Here is a 17768-nt window from a genome sequence, read left to right as displayed (position 1 = left end):
GCTCAGCAGACCAGCACCGGGATGTTCATCTCGTCGGCGGTCAAGGAGCCGTGCAGGCCGACCAGCGACATCTCGTAGCCGAAGTCGACGCTCGAGAACACCCCGAACGTGCCGTGACAGGCCACCACCAGGTCACCCAGGCGAGGGAGGACGGCGGCCGTGGCCGTGCCGAACCACCCCCGCGCCAGCGCCTCCTCCCGGGTCAGGACAGTGGCCCGGGCGCCGAGCACCGACCGCCAGGCCGCGGCCACATCGGCGACCGCGCCGCCGGCACAGTAGACATGCCGGAACCGGGCCTCGCCGCCGAGCAGCACCAGCCCGTCGCGCAGCTCGGGGTGCTCGTCGACGTCGATCCGGTCGTCGGTCGGCGAGTCGACCATGCCGTGGTCGGCCACCACGACCAGCCGGACGCTGGGCGGCAGCTCCTCGCGCAGCTGCTCGGCCTCCGCATCGACCATGGCCAGCTGCTGGAGCCAGTGGCTGGACGCGACGCCGTAGCGGTGGCCGGTCCAGTCGAGGTCGCCGTCGTAGACGTAGGTCAGCGACGGCCGCTCGGCGGCCGCGGCGATCACCGCGGCGATCCGCTCGCCGACCCGGTCGGCGCCGACATAGGTCCCGCCACGATGGGCCGCGATCGTCAGACCGGAGTCGGCGAACTCCCGCTTGTTGACCACGGTCACCGTCGACCCCGCCGCCTGCAGCCGCTCGAAGACCGTCGGCCGGGGCTGCCACTCCCGCGGGTCGACCCGCTTGTCCCAGTAGAGCGCGTTGAGCAGCCGGTCGGTGCCGGGCACCCGGCTGGTGAAGCCGACCAGCCCGTGCGCGCCGGGCGGCAGCGCGGTGCCGAGCGAGGCCAGGCTCGTCGAGGTGGTCGACGGCACCCCCGCCGTGCCCCCACCACCGGGACCCGACCGGGCCAGCAGCGAGCTCAGGAACGGAGCCGCGTGGCCGTGCCGCCGCAGCAGCTCGCTGCCCAGCCCGTCGACCAGGAACACGACGTACGCCGGCGCGGGAGGCAGCGCCCACCCGGTGCCCACCGGCGCGTCGTCGACGGGCACGCCCAGGGCGCGGGCCACGGCGGGCACCACGTCGCCCAGCGACCGGTCGCCGTAGCCCGGCTCGACGAAGGAGGGCTCGACGAGGGGCTCCCCCGGCGGCGTCATCTCCGGCGGCCCGTCAGGCCGGATGGGTGCGGGCGGAGAGCGAGGCCGCGAACGACAGCAGCCCGCCGACCGCGTCGTTGCCGTCGGCGGCGCGCGAGACCCGCAGCGAGAAGTCGTCGCCGGCGACCACGCCGGTGTAGCCGTGGTCGGCGTCGCACTGCGGGTCGCTGCAGCCGGCCGGCTCGAGGTCGACGCGACTGACTCCACCCCAGCCGATGGTCAGCACGGCCTCGGCCGCCGCCGAGGGGCCGGCGGCGGGGTTGGTCACCATCCGGGTGACCACCACCGAGCGGATCGAGGAGAGCGTGATGGCCTCGGTGGAGGTGGAGGTGTAGGGCTCGGGCAGCAGGTCGTCGCCCGCGTGCTCGTCGGTGTGGGCCAGGATGAGCCGGGTCGGGGTCAGCACCACCACGGTCAGGTGACGGCGCACCTCCTCGCGCTCGAAGGTCGGCTCGTGGTGGACGTAGAAGGACACCACCTGCTCGCCCGCGACCGCGCCGAGCACCCCGTCGGCGACAACCTCGGGGTAGTAGCCGGTGTGCTGGATCGCGTCGCGCAGCTCGGGGCTGTGGTCGCGCTCGTCGGTGGTGCTCTGCCGCATCCGCGCAGTCTCTCACGCCGTCCCGGACCGCTGCGCGCGGCCTGTGGACGGCGGTCGGGGGCTACTCCGGGAGCGTGTCGCCCGCCGGGGTGTTCATCCGCCGCACGAACCAGTCGGAGCGCGGGTCGACCACGGGCTCGAGCCGGATGCTGCTGGTCAGCACGCTGATGTCCCGCGCACCCGCGAGCACCAGCGGCATCTCCAGGGAGCGCACCTGGGGCAGGTCGTGCTGGAGCCGGGACACCTGCAGGATCAGCTCCTCGAGGGCGTCGACGTTGACCACCTCGCTGCCGCGGTAGCCGAACAGCAGCGGCGACGACTTGATCTCGCGCACCATGTCGGCGGCGTCCTGCGGCGCCAGCGGCGGGATGCGGTAGGCGCGGTCGGCCAGCAGCTCGGTGAGCGCGCCGCCGATGCTGAACGACACCACCGGCCCGAACAGCGGGTCCTCCAGCGAGCTGATCGCCACCGGGACACCGGGTGGGGCGTTGCGCTGGACCACGAACCCGGCGTCCTCCGGGGCGCTGACGGTCTCGATCAGCGTGGTCCAGGCATCCTCCATCTCGGCCGGGGTGTCGATGTTGCGCCACACGTGGGCGAGGTCCGGGCGGTTGCGCAGGCGCTCGTGGGTGGCCTTGAGCACGACGTCCCAGCCGAGCTCCTCGGCCGCCACCACCGCGGCCTCGAGGCTCTCGACGGGGCGCGCCTCCCAGCACTGGATGCCGTAGGCACCCAGCAGCGCCGACCGCTCCGCCGGCTCCAGGTCCTTGCCGTTGGGGTGGTGCATGAGGATCTCGTTGACCAGCCGTTTGCCGGCCGGCGGCGAGTCCAGTACGCCGGGCTCGTGCGGCTCCTCGACCGGGTGCCGCAGCCACACGGCGTACTCGACGACGCGGGCGAGGGCGCGCACCGCCGCCTCGACGGCGGGATAGGACGGCACCGAGCCACGCCCGGCGGTGTGTCCGGCGACGTCGGGCACCCGGAGCAGCTCGGGGATGCCCTCGGCCCCGAGGAACGACGACACCAACGGCTTGTCGGACTGCTCCCCCACCGCGGCGAGCACGTTGGCGACGTCCTCACCGGAGACGTTCAGCGGGGGGATGTAGACCGCGACCACGGCGTCGATGTCGTCGCTGTCGATCGCCCCGTCGAGGGCGTCCTCGAAGTCCTCGGCGGTCGCGTCGGCCCCGAGCGCGACCTGCCGGTTGACCACCAGACCCACCGAGGCGGCCGCGTCGGTGGCCAGCAGCCCGAGGGCGTCGGAGTTGCCCACCACGGCGACCCGGCGACCGCGGGGCAGCGGCTGGTGGGCGAGCAGCTGGGCGACGTCGAACATCTCGTCGAGCGTGTCGACCTGGATCACGCCCGCCTGCCGGAACATCGCGTCCACCGCGGCCGGCGGCGCCCCGATCCGGCGTACGGAGTGGCCCATCGGGACCCCCTGGGTGGTCCGGCCCGAGCGCACCGCGATCACCGGCTTGCGTCGTGAGACCCGCCGGGCGACGCGGGAGAACTTCCGGGGGTTGCCGATCGACTCCAGATAGAGGAGGACCACCTCGGTGGCCTCGTCCTCGAGCCAGTACTGCAGCAGGTCGTTGCCGGAGACGTCGGCGCGGTTGCCCGCGCTGACGAACGTCGACAGTCCGAGCCCACGGTTGTTGACCTTCTCCAGGATCGCCGAGCCGAGCGCCCCGGACTGGCAGAAGAAGCCGGCCCGCCCCCGGGGCGGCATCAGCGGGGACAGGGACGCGTTGAGCTCCACGGCCGGGTCGGTGTTGATCACCCCGAGGCAGTTGGGCCCGATCAGCCGCAGTCCGTAGGACCGCGCGAGCCCCACCAGCCGCCGCTGCCGCTGTCGGCCCATCTCCCCGGTCTCGGCGAAGCCCGAGGAGATCACGATCAGCCCGTGCACCCCCTTCGCGGCGCAGTCGAGCACGACGTCCTGGACCGACTCCGCGGGCACCGCCACGACGGCCACGTCGACCTGGTCGGGGATCTCGCCGACGCTGGCGTACGCCGGCAGGCCGGACACGGCGGTGGCCTGCGAGTTGACCACGTGGACCCGGCCGGTGAAGTTGCCGGTGACCAGGTTGCGCACGAGGGCCTGCCCGATGGAGTCCTGGCGCCTGCTGGCGCCGATCACCGCCACGGACTGGGGGTTGAGGAAGGCCGCGATCGAGGCGGACTCGGCCCGGTGCTCCCGGTCCTCCATCACGCCGATGGCGGTGTCGGTCGGCTGGATCGGGAAGTCCAGGACCATCACACCGTCCTCGTAGCCGCTCACCACGCGGTAGCCGGCGTCGCGGAAGGTGTGGATCATCGCCTGGTTGTCGGGCAGCACCTCGGCGGTGAACCGCTCGATGCCCCGCTCCCGGCCGGCCTGGGCCAGGTGCTCGAGCAGCAGCTGCCCGATGCCGCGGCCCTGGTGGGCGTCCTCGACGAGGAACGCGACCTCGGCCTCCCCCGGCTTCACCAGGTCATAGCGGCCCACGGCGATCATCTGCTCACCGACGGTCAGGATGAACGCCACCCGCTGGGTGTGGTCGACGTGGGTGAACCGGTGCAGGTCCTTCTCGGAGAGCTCGGGCATCGGCGCGAAGAACCGGTAGTACTTCGACTGGGGCGAGACCCGGGCGTAGAACTCGACCATCCGCGCCTCGTCGTCGGGCCGGATCGGCCGGATGTGAGCGGTGCGGCCGTCCCGCAGCAGGACATCGGCCTCCCAGTGCCGCGGGGGGCGGGCGGGCGCGGCCTCCTGGCCGGTGTCCTGGACGGTCTCGCTCACCCCCTGAATCTATCGCTCTCGTGGGACCCCGGCGTTTCCACCCGGCAACCGTTGGGTGAACCAGCGAGAATCGCCCGCATGGCACGGCGGACGACCAAGGACCCCCTCCCCGACGACTTCGAGGAGCACATCCTCGACACCAACATCAAGCAGGAGATGGAGTCGTCCTTCCTCGAGTACGCCTACTCCGTCATCTACTCCCGAGCCCTCCCCGACGCCCGCGACGGGCTCAAGCCGGTGCAGCGCCGGATCCTCTACACGATGGACGAGATGGGGCTGCGACCCGACCGGGGCCACGTCAAGAGCGCCCGGGTGGTCGGCGAGGTGATGGGCCGCCTGCACCCCCACGGCGACGGCGCGATCTACGACGCCCTGGTGCGGATGGCGCAGCCGTGGTCGATGCGGCTGCCCTTCGTCGACGGCCACGGCAACTTCGGGTCGCCCGACAACGGCCCGGCCGCGATGCGCTACACCGAGTGCCGGATGACCCCCGCGGCCCTCGCGATGACCGCCTCGATCCGCGAGGACACCGTCGACTTCAAGTCCAACTACGACAGCCGCGAGACCGAGCCGACCGTGCTCCCGGCCGCGATCCCCAACCTGGTCGTCAACGGCACCACCGGCATCGCGGTCGGCATGGCCACCAACATGGCTCCCCACAACCTCGTCGAGGTCGTGCAGGCGCTGCGCCACCTGGTCAAGCACCCCGACGCCACCCTCGACGACCTGATGCGCTTCGTCCCCGGCCCGGACCTGCCGACCGGCGGCACCATCGTGGGGCTCGACGGCCTCCGCGACGCCTACGCCAGCGGCCGCGGCTCGTTCCGGATGCGGGCACTGGCCCGGGTCGAGTCCGTCACCCCGCGGCGCAAGGGCATCGTGGTCACCGAGCTGCCCTACAACGTCGGCATCGAGAAGATCGTCGAGCGGATCAAGACGCTGGTCCAGGGCAAGAAGCTGCAAGGCATCAGCGACGTCAAGGACCTCACCGACATGACCAACGGCACCCGCCTGGTCATCGAGGTCAAGAACGGCTTCCACCCCGAGGCGCTGCTCGAGCAGCTCTACAAGCAGACCCCGCTGGAGGAGTCCTTCTCGATCAACGCGGTCGCCCTCGTCGACGGGCAGCCCCGGACCCTCGGCCTCAAGGAGCTGCTCGAGGTGTTCCTGCAGCACCGCTACGACGTCGTACGCCGGCGCTCGGCGTTCCGCCGCGCCAAGGCGGCCGACCGGCTGCACCTGGTCGAGGGGCTGCTGCTGGCCATCCTCGACATCGACGAGGTGATCCAGCTGATCCGCAGCTCGGACAACGCGGCCGCCGCCAAGGAGCGGCTGATGACGGTCTTCGACCTCACCGAGGTGCAGGCCGACTACATCCTCGACATGCCGCTGCGCCGGTTGACGAGGTTCTCCCGGCTGGAGCTGGAGAAGGAGCAGAGCGAGCTCCAGACGACCATCGAGGAGCTCGACGCGATCCTCGGCGACGACGCGCTGCTGCGCAGGGTCGTCTCCGACGAGCTCGGCGAGGTCGCCAAGACCTACGGCACCCCGCGGCGCACGGTGCTCCTGGAGTCCGCCGGCACCGCCGCCGTCACCTCGGCCGTGCCCCTCGAGGTGGCCGACGACCCCTGCTACGCCCTGCTGTCGTCGTCCGGGCTGCTGGCCCGCACCAGCAGCGACGAGCTCCCCGGCTCCGGCGGAGCCCGCGCCAACCACGACGTGGTCGTCTCCGCCGTGCCCGCCACCGCCCGCGGGGAGGTCGGCGTGGTCACCAGCCGCGGCCGGCTGCTCAAGCTGGGCGTGCTCGACCTGCCCGCGCTGCCCGCCTCCGCCAACGACCCCCACCTCCAGGGCGGGCTGCCGCTCAGCCTGGTGGCCACCCTCGACCCCGGTGAGCGGGCGCTGTGTCTCACCACGCTCGTCACCGACGGGCCCGGTCTCGCGCTCGGCACCCGCGACGGCGTCGTCAAGCGGGTCAACCCTGAGCTGCTGAGCAAGGACGAGTGGGACGTGATCTCGCTCAAGGACGACGACGAGGTGGTCGGCGCCGTCGAGCTCGCCACCGGCGAGGAGACGCTGTGCTTCCTCACCTCCGACGCGCAGCTGCTGCACTTCTCGGCCGGCCTGGTCCGGCCACAGGGGCGTGGCGGCGGCGGGATGGCCGGCGTCCGCGTGGCGACCGGCCAGCGGGTCACCTGGTTCGGCGCGCTCGACCCCGCGACGTCGGTGGTGGTCACCGCGTCGGGCTCCTCGACCGCGCTACCGGGCACCGAGCCCGGCTCGGTCAAGGTCAGTCCGTTCACGGAGTACCCACCCAAGGGGCGAGGCACCGGCGGGGTCCGCTGCCACCGCTTCCTCAAGGGCGAGGACACCCTGGTGTTCGCCTGGGCAGGGTCGGCGCCGGCGCGGGCCGCGGCCGCCTCCGGTGCGCCGGTCGACCTGCCCGAAGCCAACGGAAGGCGCGACGGGTCGGGGGTCCCGGGGTCGCAGCCGCTGGCCGGCTGCGCCGGGCCGGTGGCGACGGCGCTGGCCGCGCGGCTCGGTGTGGCAGGGTGACGCCCATGCGTGCCCACCCCCGCCGGCGAGTGCCCGGCCTGCGCCCGGTCGCCCTCGTGCTGCTGGTCGCGCTGACGACCCTCGGCTGCTCCAGCGGCTCCGAGGCCGACGGCGCCAAGGACCCGACCCCGGAGGACGTGCTGGCCGAGGCCAAGCAGCGGCTCGACGACACCTCCGGACTGCAGCTGTCGCTGACCACCAAGGACCTGCCCGACGGGGTGCAGGGCCTGGACGCGGCCACCGGGGTGGCCACCCACGCGCCGGCGTTCGACGGCACTATCACGATCGTGTTCGCGGGCTCCCGGGTCGACGTCCCGGTGATCGCCGTCGACGACAAGGTCTACGCCCAGATCCCGCTCACGGTCGGGTGGTCCGACGTCGACCCCGCGGACTACGGCGCCCCGGACCCGGCCGCCCTGATGAAGCCCGACGAGGGGTTCTCCGGACTGCTCGAGGCCACCACCGACCTGACCAAGGGTGAGAGCGTCCGCGGCGGCACCGACAACAACGAGATCCTCACCGAGTACACCGGCACGGTGCCGGGCACGGCCATGAAGTCGGTCATCCCCAGCTCGTCGGGCGACAGCTTCGACGTGGCCTACTCCGTCACCGACGACGGCGAGCTCCGCGAGGCGACACTGACCGGCATCTTCTACCCCGACAGCGCCTCCATGACCTACACCGTCGAGTTCACCGACTACGGCACCGAGCAGGACATCGCCGCACCGTGAGCCGGGCATGACCGAGCCGGGGATGGCGGCCGCGCCAGATCCCGATGACACGGCTCCCGCGGTCTCCGGACAGGCGCGGCTGCTGCTGGGGCTGGCCGCCATCGCGGTGGCCTTCGCCGCCGCCGACACCTACGTCGTGGTGCTGGCTCTCACCGACATGATGAGCAGCGTCGGGGTGCCGATCGACGAGCTGCAGCGGGCGGCGCCGATCGTGTCCGGCTTCCTCCTCGGCTATGTCGCCATGCTGCCGCTGATCGGCCGGATCGCCGACCTGCGCGGGCGGGTCCCGGTGCTGCTGATGGCGCTGGTGGTCTTCGCGGTCGGTTCGTTCGTCACCAGCCTGGCCTACGACCTGCCCAGCATCGTGGCGGGCCGGTTCCTCCAGGGCGTCGGCGGGGGCGGGCTGGTGCCCGCGACGCTGGCCCTGGTGGCCGATCTCTTCCCCGCCGAGCGTCGCGGGGTCCCGCTCGGCGTCGTGTCGGGCGTCCAGGAGCTCGGCAGCGTGCTCGGGCCGCTGTTCGGCGCCGCGGTGCTGGCGGTGGCCGACTGGCGGGCCATCTTCGCGATCAACCTCGCCGTCGGGCTGGTGCTGGCGGCGGCGCTGCGCACGCTCGCCCCCGCCGGCCTCGCCGGAGCCGGCGTACGCCGGGGCGGGCTGCCCGACCCGGTGGCCCTGCTGCTGCTCGTGGTCGGCACCGCGGCGAGCGCATTGGTGTTCACCCAGCCCGAGGCGATCCGGCGTGACCTCACCTGGGGCTCGCTGTTCGTGCCGTTGACCGGCGGGTCCCGATGGGTGACGCCGCTCGGCGCGATCGCCGCGACCGCCCTCCTGCTGTTCGTGGTCCGCTGTGCCACCGCGCGCCGCCCGCTGGTCGACGTGGCCGGCTGGTGGCGGGCCACGCGCGAGGCCGACCTGACCGGCGCGCTGCTGCTGGCCACCGCCCTGGGCGGGGTGGTCCTCGCGTTCGCCACCGCCGACCCCCAGATCGAGGTCTTCTCCGACCGCGGCTGGTGGTACCTCGGCGTGGCGGCCGTCGCCGCGGCCGCCTTCGCCGCCCACCTCCGGCGGGCCGCGTCTCCGTTGGTGCCACGAGGGTCGATCGCCCGGACGCCGGCCTGGGGGTCACTGCTGGTGAGCTTCTTCGTGGGCTCCTCGCTGATCGCGGCACTGATCGACATCCCGATCTTCGCCCGCTCGACGATCTACCCCGACTCCCAGCTCGGTGCCGCGCTGGTGCTCGTGCGCTTCCTGGTCGCGCTGCCGGTCGGGGCAGTCCTCGGGGGCTTCCTCACCCGGCGGCTGCCGGCCGGGGTGGTGACCGCGCTCGGGATGGCCGGCGCGGCCGCCGGCTTCCTGCTGATGGCGCAGTGGGACGTCGACGCGCTGCGCTCGTGGACGGCCACCGTGCCGCTGCTGCTCGGCGGGTTGGGGTTCGGGCTCGCCCTGGCGCCGGTCAACGCGGCCGTCCTCGCCGCCACCGACGACCTCGTGCACGGTCTCGCGTCGGCGCTGGTCGTGGTGGCGCGGATGGTCGGCATGCTGGTCGGGATCTCCGCGCTGACCACCATCGGGCTACGCCGCTACTACGCCGAGCAGGCCGACATCCCGCCGGTCCGCGAGGTGTGCGACGGCAGCTCCCGCTGCGACGCCTTCAGCGACCTGCTCCGCCAGGCCGGCATCGCCCAGGAGCACACGGTCTTCGTCGGCGCGGCGGTGTGTGCGCTGCTCGCCGGCCTCCTGGCGCTGCTGCTCTTCCGGCACGCCGCCACCCGCGCCCTCTCGGCCGGCGACCTGCTCCGCTCCGCCGGCTGACCCCGTGGGTCAGCGGCGCGGCTGCTCGGCCCACAGCCCCAGCCGCACGGCCAGGGCCACCAGTCCGACGAGGGTTGCCAGCACCAGGGTGCCGACGAAGGTGAGTCCGTAGGCGACCACCGGGGCGGAGTCCTCGCAGCCCTCGCACTGCCGGGCACTGACGACCCAGGCGACCAGGTTGGCGAGCCCGAACGCGAGCAGGATCGAGGCGACGACGAAGGCCGCCGCCCACCGCACCGTGACCGTCGCACGGTCCCGATCCCGCTTCACGTCCGCTCCTCCTGCCCGCCCCCCGTCGGCCCGAGCAGGGTCATCGTAGTTCTGCTCCGCCTGCTCCGAGGTCCTTCGCGCCATCGTGTCGCTCAGGCGTCGAGAGCCTCGACGTCGACGTCGTAGGCGCCCTGCACGATGAACTCCTTGCGCGGCGCCACCTCCGAGCCCATCAGCAGCTCGAAGACCGTCGTCGCCTCGTCGGCGTCGTCGACGGTGAGCCGGCGCAGGGTGCGGCGGCGCGGGTCCATGGTCGTCTCGGCGAGCTGGTCGGCGTCCATCTCACCGAGGCCCTTGTAGCGCTGCACCGGCTCCTTCCAGCGCACGCTCTTCTTGGAGAGCTCGGCGAGCTTCCGCTGCAGCTCGTCGTCGGAGTAGGTGTAGAGGTACTTGTCCATCCCGCGCTTGGGGTTGGACAGCTCGATCCGGTGCAGCGGCGGCACGGCGGTGTAGACGCGGCCCTCGTCGACCAGCTCGCGCATGTACTTGAAGAACAGCGTGGCCAGCAGACACCGGATGTGGGAGCCGTCGGAGTCGGCATCGGCCATGAAGATGATCTTGCCGTAGCGGGTCGCGTCGAGGTCGAAGGTCCGCCCCGACCCCGCGCCGACCACCTGGATGATCGAGGCGCACTCGGCGTTCTTGAGCATGTCGCCGACGGAGGCCTTCTGGACGTTCAGGATCTTGCCGCGGATCGGCAGCAGCGCCTGGAACTCGGAGTTGCGGGCCAGCTTGGCGGTGCCGAGCGCCGAGTCGCCCTCGACGATGAACAGCTCGGACCGTTCGGTGTCGGTGGTGCGGCAGTCGGCCAGCTTGGCCGGCAGCGCCGAGGACTCCAGGGCGTTCTTGCGCCGCTGGGTCTCGCGGTGCTGACGGGCCGCGATCCGGGTCTTGGACGCGCCGACGACCTTCTCCATCAGCAGCTTGGCCTGCGCCTTCTCGGCGCGCCTGGAGGAGGTGAGGAACTTCTTCAGCTCGGCCGACACCACCCGGCGTACGACGGTGCGCGCGGCGGGCGTGCCGAGGATCTCCTTGGTCTGGCCCTCGAACTGCGGCTCGGCCAGCCGCACGGTGACCACGGCCGTCATGCCCTCGAGCACGTCGTCCTTGATCACGTCGGCGTCGTTGACCTTGAGCGCCTTGGAGCTGCGCATCACCTCGTTGAAGGTCTTGGTGACCGCCTGCTCGAAGCCGCTGACGTGACTGCCCCCCTTGGGGGTGGCGATGACGTTGACATAGGAGCGCAGCTCGGTGTCGTAGCCGGTGCCCCAGCGCACCGCCACGTCGACGGTCAGCTCGCGCTCGACCTCCTGCGGGGTCATGTGCCCCTTGTCGTCGAGCAGCGGCACGGTCTCGGTGAAGGTGTCGGACCCCTGGAGACGCAGGACCTCGGTGACGGGCTCGTCGTGGGCGAGGAAGTCGGCGTACTCGGCGATGCCGCCGTCATGACGGAACTTCTCCTCCACCGGAGTCTCACCGCGAAGGTCGCGGATCACCAGCTCCAGGCCGGGGACGATGAAGGAGGTGTGCCGGGCCCGTTCGAGCAGGTCGGCATAGACGAAGGTGGCGTCCTTGGTGAAGATCTGCCGGTCCGGCCAGAACCGGATCCGGGTGCCCGTGCGGCCCTTGGCCACCCGGCCGCCCTTGCGGGTCAGGCCGGACTTCGCGGTGAACCCGTCGCTGGGAGCAGCGCCGTCGAAGACGCCGGGCGCACCGCGGCGGAAGCTGAGGCCCTGGGTGGACGGCGACCGGTCGACGTCGATGTCCATCCGCGCGGCGAGTGCGTTGACCACCGACAGCCCGACGCCGTGCAGGCCGCCGGTGGCGACGTAGGAGCCGCCGCCGAACTTGCCGCCCGCGTGGAGCTTGGTCGCGACCACCTCGACCCCGGGGAGCCCGGTCTTGGGCTCCTTGTCGGTCGGGATGCCGCGGCCGTCGTCGTAGACCTCGGCCGAGCCGTCGCCGTGCAACGTCACCTCGACCCGGTGGGCGGCCCCGGCCAGCGCCTCGTCGACGCCGTTGTCGATGACCTCCCACAGGCAGTGCATCAGCCCGCGGGTGTCGGTCGACCCGATGTACATCCCCGGCCGTTTGCGGACGGCCTCGAGGCCCTCCAGCACCAGGAGATGGGCGGCGGTGTAGGTGTTGTCGGCGATGGTGGTGCTCCTGCTGGTCCAGACGTCGGCGGTACGCCGTCGAATCTACCTGCGACACGCCGTACGCTCAGGAAGGCTCGCCTGCCGCTCGGACGGCGCCGCGGCGTCTACGGTGATCGACATCCGCTTCCCCGGATCCGGTGTCCACCCGTGGAAATCCGGCCCCGGGGCGGGGGTGCCCGTGGTTGGATGGACGTGTTCTGCACCACGTGACGGCCGGGAATCTTGGGACCGGTGGCTACGTTGAGCCAGACACCGGACGAGAGAGAGGCCACCGTGACCACTGCTGTTGCCCCGAGCACCGCGTCACTGAGCGCGGAGGACCGCTGTGACCGCTGCGGCGCCCAGGCCTACCTGCGTGTCGAGCTGGTCAGCGGCGGCGAGCTGCTGTTCTGCGCCCACCACGCCCGCGAGCACGGCGACAAGCTGCGCCAGGTGGCGGCCACGGTGCACGACGAGACCCACAAGCTCAAGGACACCCCGGCGACGGCGCCCGACGGCGAGCGCTGACCGCGGCAGACGACTGCGACGGCCCCGGACCTGCAGGTCCGGGGCCGTCACCTTTTCCGCGCGGCGGGGTGTGGGAGGGTGACCCCCGTGACGCTCGTCGACGTCGCCTTCGGGCTGGCCATCCTGGTCGGGCTGGCCGGGATCGTGATCCCGATCCTGCCCGGCACCCTGCTGATGGCCGTGGCGATGGTGGGGTGGGCCGCCGAGGACGGCGGCCGGACCGCCTGGGCCTTCGCGCTCGGCGCCGTGCTACTGCTCGGGGTCGGCCAGGTGGTGAAGTACGCCCTCCCTGGCAAGCAGCTCAAGGCCGCCGTGCCCACCTCCACGATGCTGGTCGGCGCCGTGACGGCGATCGCCGGCTTCTTCGTGATCCCCGTCGTCGGTGCGCTCGTGGGGTTCCCCGTGGGGGTCTACGTCGCCGAGCGGGTCCGCGTCGGCGCTGAGGCGGCCTGGCCGTCGACCAAGGCGGCCCTGCGCGCGGTCGGGGTCAGCATCCTGGTCGAGTTCGTGGCCGGGTGGGCCGCGATCGTCGTCTGGCTCGGCGGCGTGGCAGCGGTCTGACCGTGGTCGTCGCCCTGGCCCTGGGGGCCGCCGTCAGCTATGGGCTCACCGACTTCGTCGGCGGCACGATGGGGCGCCGGTTCAGCCCGTTCTCCATGGCGCTGGTCATGCAGCTGGCCGGGGCGTTGCTGGTGGCGTCGTACGCCGTGCTCGCGGGCGGCGACCCGCGGCTCGCCGACCTGGGCTGGGCCCTCGCGGCGGGCACGGCCAACGGCATCGGCACGATGTTCCTCTACCGGGGGCTCGCGTTCGGCCGGATGAGCGTCGTGTCACCGGTGTCGGCGGTGTCCGCCGCGCTGCTCCCGGTGCTGGCTGGGCTGCTGCTCGGTGAGCGGCTCGGGCCGTGGGGCTGGGCGGGTGTGCTCGCGGCCCTGCCCGGCATCTGGCTCGTCTCACGCGTCTCCCCCGCCACCGAGGACGCCGACGGGCGGCCGACCGGGCTGCGCGACGGCATCCTGGCCGGCCTGGGCTTCGCCGGGTTCTTCGTCGCACTGGACCGGATCCCCGAGCGGGCCGGGCTGCTGCCGCTGGCGGTGAACGAGGTGGTCGCCGGCGCCGTGATCGTCGGGCTGGCGATGCTCACGGGCTCCCGATGGCGCCCCAGCCGCGGCAGCTGGCTGTGGGGATCGCTCACCGGCGCCCTCGGCGCCCTGGCATCGGCGCTGTTCCTGGCCGCCACCCAGACCGGGCTGCTGGCCATCGCCGCGGTGCTCACCTCGCTCTACCCCGCGGTGACCGTCATGCTCGCGGCCGCGGTCCACCACGAGCGGGTGCATGGCGGCCAGGTCCCCGGGCTGGCGCTCTGCCTGACCGCCGTCGCCCTGGTCGCCGCCCGCTGAGGCACGTTCGTCGCCCGTTCGGCGGGCCCTGGGCGGGCTGCGGGGGCGCGGGCGGCGCGGGCGGGGCGGGGGCGGGGATGTCTACTGGTGCGTACGACGCAGCAGGTGCGTCGTACGCACCAGTAGCCTCTCGCACCCGCAGCGAGTCAGCCGCGGTCCAGCCACCGGGTCCAGTGGCGGACCCCCTTGAACCAGTCCCGGACGGGGTGCGAGCCGTCCCAGAGGTCGACCATCTTGACCCCGACGCGCAGCTCGTCCGGGGACCCCAGGCAGCCGGCGTTCACCCGGAACCGCACCGTGTCCTTGTCGGCCACGAGCTTGACCTTGTGCCCGCACGTCAACGGCTCGCCGACCGCTCGCCAGTTCTTCATCCTGACGAGCTGATAGTCGGTGCCGGTCTGCAGACCGGTCCCCAGCCGCAGCTCGGGCCCGGCCTGGGAGCGGTCCGTGTCGATGAACAACGACATCGAGGCGGGCCCACCGTCGCTCTCCAGGAGCAGGTCGGTGACCTTCACCTCGACGACCAGCTTCGTGTCCTGGTGGTTGGCCGACACCTTCCGGATGTCATAGAGCGAGGCCGTGGCGTCCGCCGGGTCGCCGGCGCTCATGCTCTCGGCGTACGCCGGTGCGCCGAGCAGCGCGATCCCGGCGACCAGCGCACCCGCGGCGAGCCGGGTCGAGAGGCGGTTCGTGGTGGTCGTCATCAGGGTCCCCCTTGGTTCGATGGCGTCCCCTTCGTGGAGCCGCGCTGTCCTGTGCAGATGCATCGGAACGCCGAGAAGTTGCCGTCGAATCCGGATCGTGACCCGCCGGAAGGGGGCTCGTCGTTGAATCCCCGGGCAAGAACAGGGACGCTGGGGGGGCATGTCGCCGACCTGAGGAGTCCCGATGCTGAGCACGCGCACCGCCGCTGCGGTCGCCGTCCTGGCCCTGTCCGGCCTGGCCGCCTGCGGCAGCGAGTCCGGGGGGACCGCGTCCGACCCCACGGCCGCCACCTCCGACTCCAGCTCAGCGTCGAGCGAGGCGAGCGCGAGCGACAGCCCCACGGCCGAGGCCGCCCCAGGGTCCCTGACCGACCCGACGGGCGACGTGAAGGTCGACGGCAAGCACCCCGACCCCCGGCCCGACAACACCGTCGACACCGACCTGACCGGCCTCACGGCGACCTACGACGGCAAGCAGCTCGTCGTCACCATGACCTACGCCGACCCGATCGACCCCTCCGCCGTCGACGACTTCTACTCCGGGTTCACCATCGAGGGTGGCACCGGCAAGGTCGACGTCGTCCGTCTCCAGGACGCCAAGAAGCTCGACCTCACCGACAGCCAGGACTCGCGCGGCGGCTGTGGCTCCACGGCGACCACCGACGGGGCGGTCGTGACCATGACCGTGCCCGCCTCCTGCTTCGGCACTCCCCCGTCGGTCAGCGTCGGCGACGCCTACGCCACCAGCTCCGAGGAGTTCGACGGCGAGTGGGTCATCGACTGGGTCGGCACCGAGAGCGCCGACGGTGGGCCCATGGTCGAGGCCGCGCCGGCCTGACTCAGCCCCGCTTCACCCACCGCGTGAAGGTACGCCGGCCGAGCAGCCAGTCGCTGCCGGAGCCGTCGTCGGTGCTCTCATAGGCCACCACGGCCACCCGCGCCTTCGGGTGCTTGCCGAGGCACCCGTGTCCGAAGACGGCGACCGCCGTCTCGGCCTGCCAGTCCACGCGCAGCCGCGAGAAGCAGTCGACTCCCTGGCCGAGCCCCCAGCCGCCCGTGCCGGTGCGCGCCACGACGTGGTCCGCGCCCTTCCACAGTCCGGCCTCCATCATCAGCTCCGGCTGTGGGTCGCCGCCGCCGGTGTCGACGTACACGTTCAGGCCCTGCACCCGCTGGTCCGAGTGCTTGAGGAGGTCGTCGAAGTGGACCTTCACCTTCAGCCGGGCGTCGTGCTTGACGGCCACGCGCAGGATGTCGGCCTTGATGGCGGTGTCGTCACCGTCGTCCACCCGGATCGTGGCGGCGGCGGCCGGGCCGGCCAGCCCCAGGCCCAGCCCGGCGGCGGCGAGGAGGGCAGCGGTCGTGCGTCGAACAGTCATGGATTCCCCCGAACGGTCGATGTCATGTCGAGGGGTCAGATGCCGCCCGCGCCGGTTTGGTTGCGGCGCGGGCCGGATCGGCGCCCTTGTCAGTCGAGGTAGTCGCGCAGGACCTGGGACCGGCTGGGGTGCCGCAGCTTCGACATCGTCTTCGACTCGATCTGCCGGATCCGCTCGCGGGTGACGCCGTAGACCTTGCCGATCTCGTCGAGGGTCTTGGGCTGACCGTCGGTGAGGCCGAAGCGCATCGACACCACCCCCGCCTCGCGCTCGGAGAGCGTGTCGAGCACCGCGTGGAGCTGCTCCTGGAGCAGGGTGAAGCTGACGGCGTCGGCGGGGACGATCGCCTCGGAGTCCTCGATCAGGTCGCCGAACTCCGAGTCGCCGTCCTCACCGAGCGGGGTGTGCAGCGAGATCGGCTCCCGGCCGTACTTCTGGACCTCGATGACCTTCTCGGGGGTCATGTCGAGCTCCTTGGCGAGCTCCTCCGGGGTGGGTTCGCGACCGAGGTCCTGCAGCATCTGCCGCTGCACACGGGCCAGCTTGTTGATGACCTCGACCATGTGGACGGGGATCCGGATGGTGCGGGCCTGGTCGGCCATCGCACGGGTGATCGCCTGCCGGATCCACCAGGTGGCGTAGGTCGAGAACTTGTAGCCCTTGGTGTAGTCGAACTTCTCCACCGCGCGGATCAGGCCGAGGTTGCCCTCCTGGATCAGGTCGAGGAAGAGCATGCCGCGACCGGTGTAGCGCTTGGCGAGGCTGACCACCAGTCGCAGGTTGGCCTCGAGCAGGTGGTTCTTCGCGCGGCGGCCGTCCTCGGCGATCCACTCGAGCTCGTCGAGCATCTTGTCGCTGATCTTGCCGCCCTTGCCGAGCTTCTCCTCGCTGAACAGGCCGGCCTCGATCCGCTTGGCGAGCTCGACCTCCATCTCGGCGTTGAGGAGCGGCACCTTGCCGATCTGCTTGAGGTAGTCCTTGACCGGGTCGGCGGTGGCACCGGCCACCATGACCTGCTGCTCCGGCTCGTCGGTGTCGTCGGCGGCGGAGACGACGAAGGCCTGCTTCTCGTCCTCCTTGATGCTGGGGTCGCTCGCGACGTCCTTCTCGAACTGCGCGTCGTCGATGTCGGGCAGCACCTTCTTGCCGTCGGGGCCGACGACCGGCTGGGCGAGCTCGACCTCGAGGTCGACGGGGGCGCCGTCCTTGGCAGCGGCCTTCGTGGCCGGGGCCTTCTTGGCCGCCGCCTTCTTCGCCGCGGGAGCCTTGGCGGCCGCGCTCTTGGCCGGCTTGGCGGCCTTGGCGGCGGGCGCCTTCTTGGCCGCCACCTTGGTCGCGGCCTTCTTGGCGGGCGCCTTGGCGGCCTTCTTGGTGGTCGCTGCCGCGGCCCGCGTCGACGTGGTGGCCGCCTCGACGACGATGCCCAGCTCGGTCAGGTGGCCGACCAGCGGCCTGAGCTGCGCGGCGGTCAGCCCGGCCCCGTCGGCGGCCCGGCGGACCTGTGCCGGATCGAGGGTGCCTCGGCTGCGGCCGGCCCTGGTGAGGGCCACGAGGGCAGGATGCGCAAGCACATCGGAGGGAAGCGACGGACGTGGCTTCGAGGACACAAACACCTCTCGTCAAACGGCACGGGGGCGCGGCAAGGCCCGGTGGTGTCAAGGCCGCGCGCCCATTGTGCCATGCCCACCATGAGGACCCGG

General features: G+C 72.2%; 15 protein-coding genes. 7 read left to right on the top strand and 8 right to left on the bottom strand.

What is annotated here, in order from left to right:
- Window positions 1–2 precede the first annotated feature (2 nt).
- From R2740_RS06975 to R2740_RS06965, 3 genes are all read right to left on the bottom strand, one after another.
- Window positions 3–1163, bottom strand: coding sequence for an alkaline phosphatase family protein (locus R2740_RS06975; protein WP_371301960.1), 1161 nt, complete (start codon window positions 1161–1163; stop codon window positions 3–5).
- Window positions 1164–1176: 13 nt separating this feature from the next.
- Complete coding sequence (locus tag R2740_RS06970) at window positions 1177–1764, bottom strand: DUF5998 family protein (protein ID WP_371301959.1); 588 nt, start codon at window positions 1762–1764, stop codon at window positions 1177–1179.
- A gap of 61 nt (window positions 1765–1825) precedes the next feature.
- Window positions 1826–4549: a GNAT family N-acetyltransferase gene (locus R2740_RS06965; RefSeq protein WP_371301958.1), complete on the bottom strand. Its 2724-nt coding sequence runs from the start codon at window positions 4547–4549 to the stop codon at window positions 1826–1828.
- A gap of 78 nt (window positions 4550–4627) precedes the next feature.
- On the opposite strand from R2740_RS06965, the gene R2740_RS06960 reads away from it, so the two are divergent.
- Genes R2740_RS06960 through R2740_RS06950 form a run of 3 tightly spaced genes read left to right on the top strand, consistent with a single transcriptional unit; the run spans window position 4628 to window position 9649 of the window.
- Entirely contained in the window at window positions 4628–7105 is a 2478-nt protein-coding gene (locus R2740_RS06960; protein ID WP_371301957.1) for a DNA topoisomerase (ATP-hydrolyzing) subunit A, read from the top strand.
- A 5-nt stretch (window positions 7106–7110) separates the two neighbouring features.
- Window positions 7111–7836 (top strand): LppX_LprAFG lipoprotein, encoded by a 726-nt coding sequence (locus tag R2740_RS06955; RefSeq protein WP_371301956.1) that lies wholly within the window; start codon window positions 7111–7113, stop codon window positions 7834–7836.
- A gap of 7 nt (window positions 7837–7843) precedes the next feature.
- Window positions 7844–9649: an MFS transporter gene (locus tag R2740_RS06950; RefSeq protein WP_371301955.1), complete on the top strand. Its 1806-nt coding sequence runs from the start codon at window positions 7844–7846 to the stop codon at window positions 9647–9649.
- 9 nt (window positions 9650–9658) lie between these two features.
- Here the strand turns inward: R2740_RS06950 and R2740_RS06945 are convergent, their stop codons facing one another.
- Window positions 9659–9919, bottom strand: coding sequence for a hypothetical protein (locus R2740_RS06945; protein WP_371301954.1), 261 nt, complete (start codon window positions 9917–9919; stop codon window positions 9659–9661).
- A 92-nt stretch (window positions 9920–10011) separates the two neighbouring features.
- A complete protein-coding gene (locus tag R2740_RS06940) occupies window positions 10012–12120 on the bottom strand; it encodes a type IIA DNA topoisomerase subunit B (protein WP_371301992.1) in 2109 nt (702 codons plus the stop codon).
- A 231-nt stretch (window positions 12121–12351) separates the two neighbouring features.
- Here R2740_RS06940 and R2740_RS06935 point away from each other — a divergent pair, with 231 nt between their 5' ends.
- From R2740_RS06935 to R2740_RS06925, 3 genes are all read left to right on the top strand, one after another.
- Complete coding sequence (locus tag R2740_RS06935; RefSeq protein WP_371301953.1) at window positions 12352–12585, top strand: hypothetical protein; 234 nt, start codon at window positions 12352–12354, stop codon at window positions 12583–12585.
- 87 nt (window positions 12586–12672) lie between these two features.
- A complete protein-coding gene (locus R2740_RS06930; protein ID WP_371301952.1) occupies window positions 12673–13146 on the top strand; it encodes a DUF456 domain-containing protein in 474 nt (157 codons plus the stop codon).
- Between the two features lie 2 nt (window positions 13147–13148).
- Window positions 13149–13985: an EamA family transporter gene (locus tag R2740_RS06925; protein WP_371301951.1), complete on the top strand. Its 837-nt coding sequence runs from the start codon at window positions 13149–13151 to the stop codon at window positions 13983–13985.
- A 146-nt stretch (window positions 13986–14131) separates the two neighbouring features.
- Here the strand turns inward: R2740_RS06925 and R2740_RS06920 are convergent, their stop codons facing one another.
- Window positions 14132–14689, bottom strand: coding sequence for a hypothetical protein (locus R2740_RS06920; RefSeq protein ID WP_371301950.1), 558 nt, complete (start codon window positions 14687–14689; stop codon window positions 14132–14134).
- A gap of 184 nt (window positions 14690–14873) precedes the next feature.
- Between R2740_RS06920 and R2740_RS06915 the strand changes: the two genes are divergently transcribed.
- Window positions 14874–15527: a hypothetical protein gene (locus R2740_RS06915; protein WP_371301949.1), complete on the top strand. Its 654-nt coding sequence runs from the start codon at window positions 14874–14876 to the stop codon at window positions 15525–15527.
- Window position 15528: 1 nt separating this feature from the next.
- On the opposite strand, the gene R2740_RS06910 is transcribed toward R2740_RS06915, so the two are convergent.
- The gene (locus R2740_RS06910; protein ID WP_371301948.1) at window positions 15529–16068 is read right to left on the bottom strand and encodes a hypothetical protein; all 540 of its coding nucleotides are present in this window, start codon (window positions 16066–16068) and stop codon (window positions 15529–15531) included.
- Between the two features lie 89 nt (window positions 16069–16157).
- Window positions 16158–17618 (bottom strand): RNA polymerase sigma factor, encoded by a 1461-nt coding sequence (locus tag R2740_RS06905; protein ID WP_371301947.1) that lies wholly within the window; start codon window positions 17616–17618, stop codon window positions 16158–16160.
- Window positions 17619–17768: the final 150 nt, after the last annotated feature.

The organism is Nocardioides sp. (genome assembly GCF_041393715.1).
Classification (GTDB): Bacteria; Actinomycetota; Actinomycetes; order Propionibacteriales; family Nocardioidaceae; genus Nocardioides.
This window is presented reverse-complemented; position numbering and strand designations above follow the sequence as displayed.

Bases quoted from the DNA above. Each gene is read 5' to 3' on its own strand.
- R2740_RS06975 (WP_371301960.1), bottom strand. From the start codon at position 1,163: ATGACGCCGCCGGGGGAGCCCCTCGTCGAGCCCTCCTTCGTCGAGCCG.
- R2740_RS06970 (WP_371301959.1), bottom strand. From the start codon at position 1,764: ATGCGGCAGAGCACCACCGACGAGCGCGACCACAGCCCCGAGCTGCGC.
- R2740_RS06960 (WP_371301957.1), top strand. From the start codon at position 4,628: ATGGCACGGCGGACGACCAAGGACCCCCTCCCCGACGACTTCGAGGAG.
- R2740_RS06955 (WP_371301956.1), top strand. From the start codon at position 7,111: ATGCGTGCCCACCCCCGCCGGCGAGTGCCCGGCCTGCGCCCGGTCGCC.
- R2740_RS06950 (WP_371301955.1), top strand. From the start codon at position 7,844: ATGACCGAGCCGGGGATGGCGGCCGCGCCAGATCCCGATGACACGGCT.
- R2740_RS06920 (WP_371301950.1), bottom strand. From the start codon at position 14,689: ATGACGACCACCACGAACCGCCTCTCGACCCGGCTCGCCGCGGGTGCG.
- R2740_RS06915 (WP_371301949.1), top strand. From the start codon at position 14,874: ATGCTGAGCACGCGCACCGCCGCTGCGGTCGCCGTCCTGGCCCTGTCC.
- R2740_RS06910 (WP_371301948.1), bottom strand. From the start codon at position 16,068: ATGACTGTTCGACGCACGACCGCTGCCCTCCTCGCCGCCGCCGGGCTG.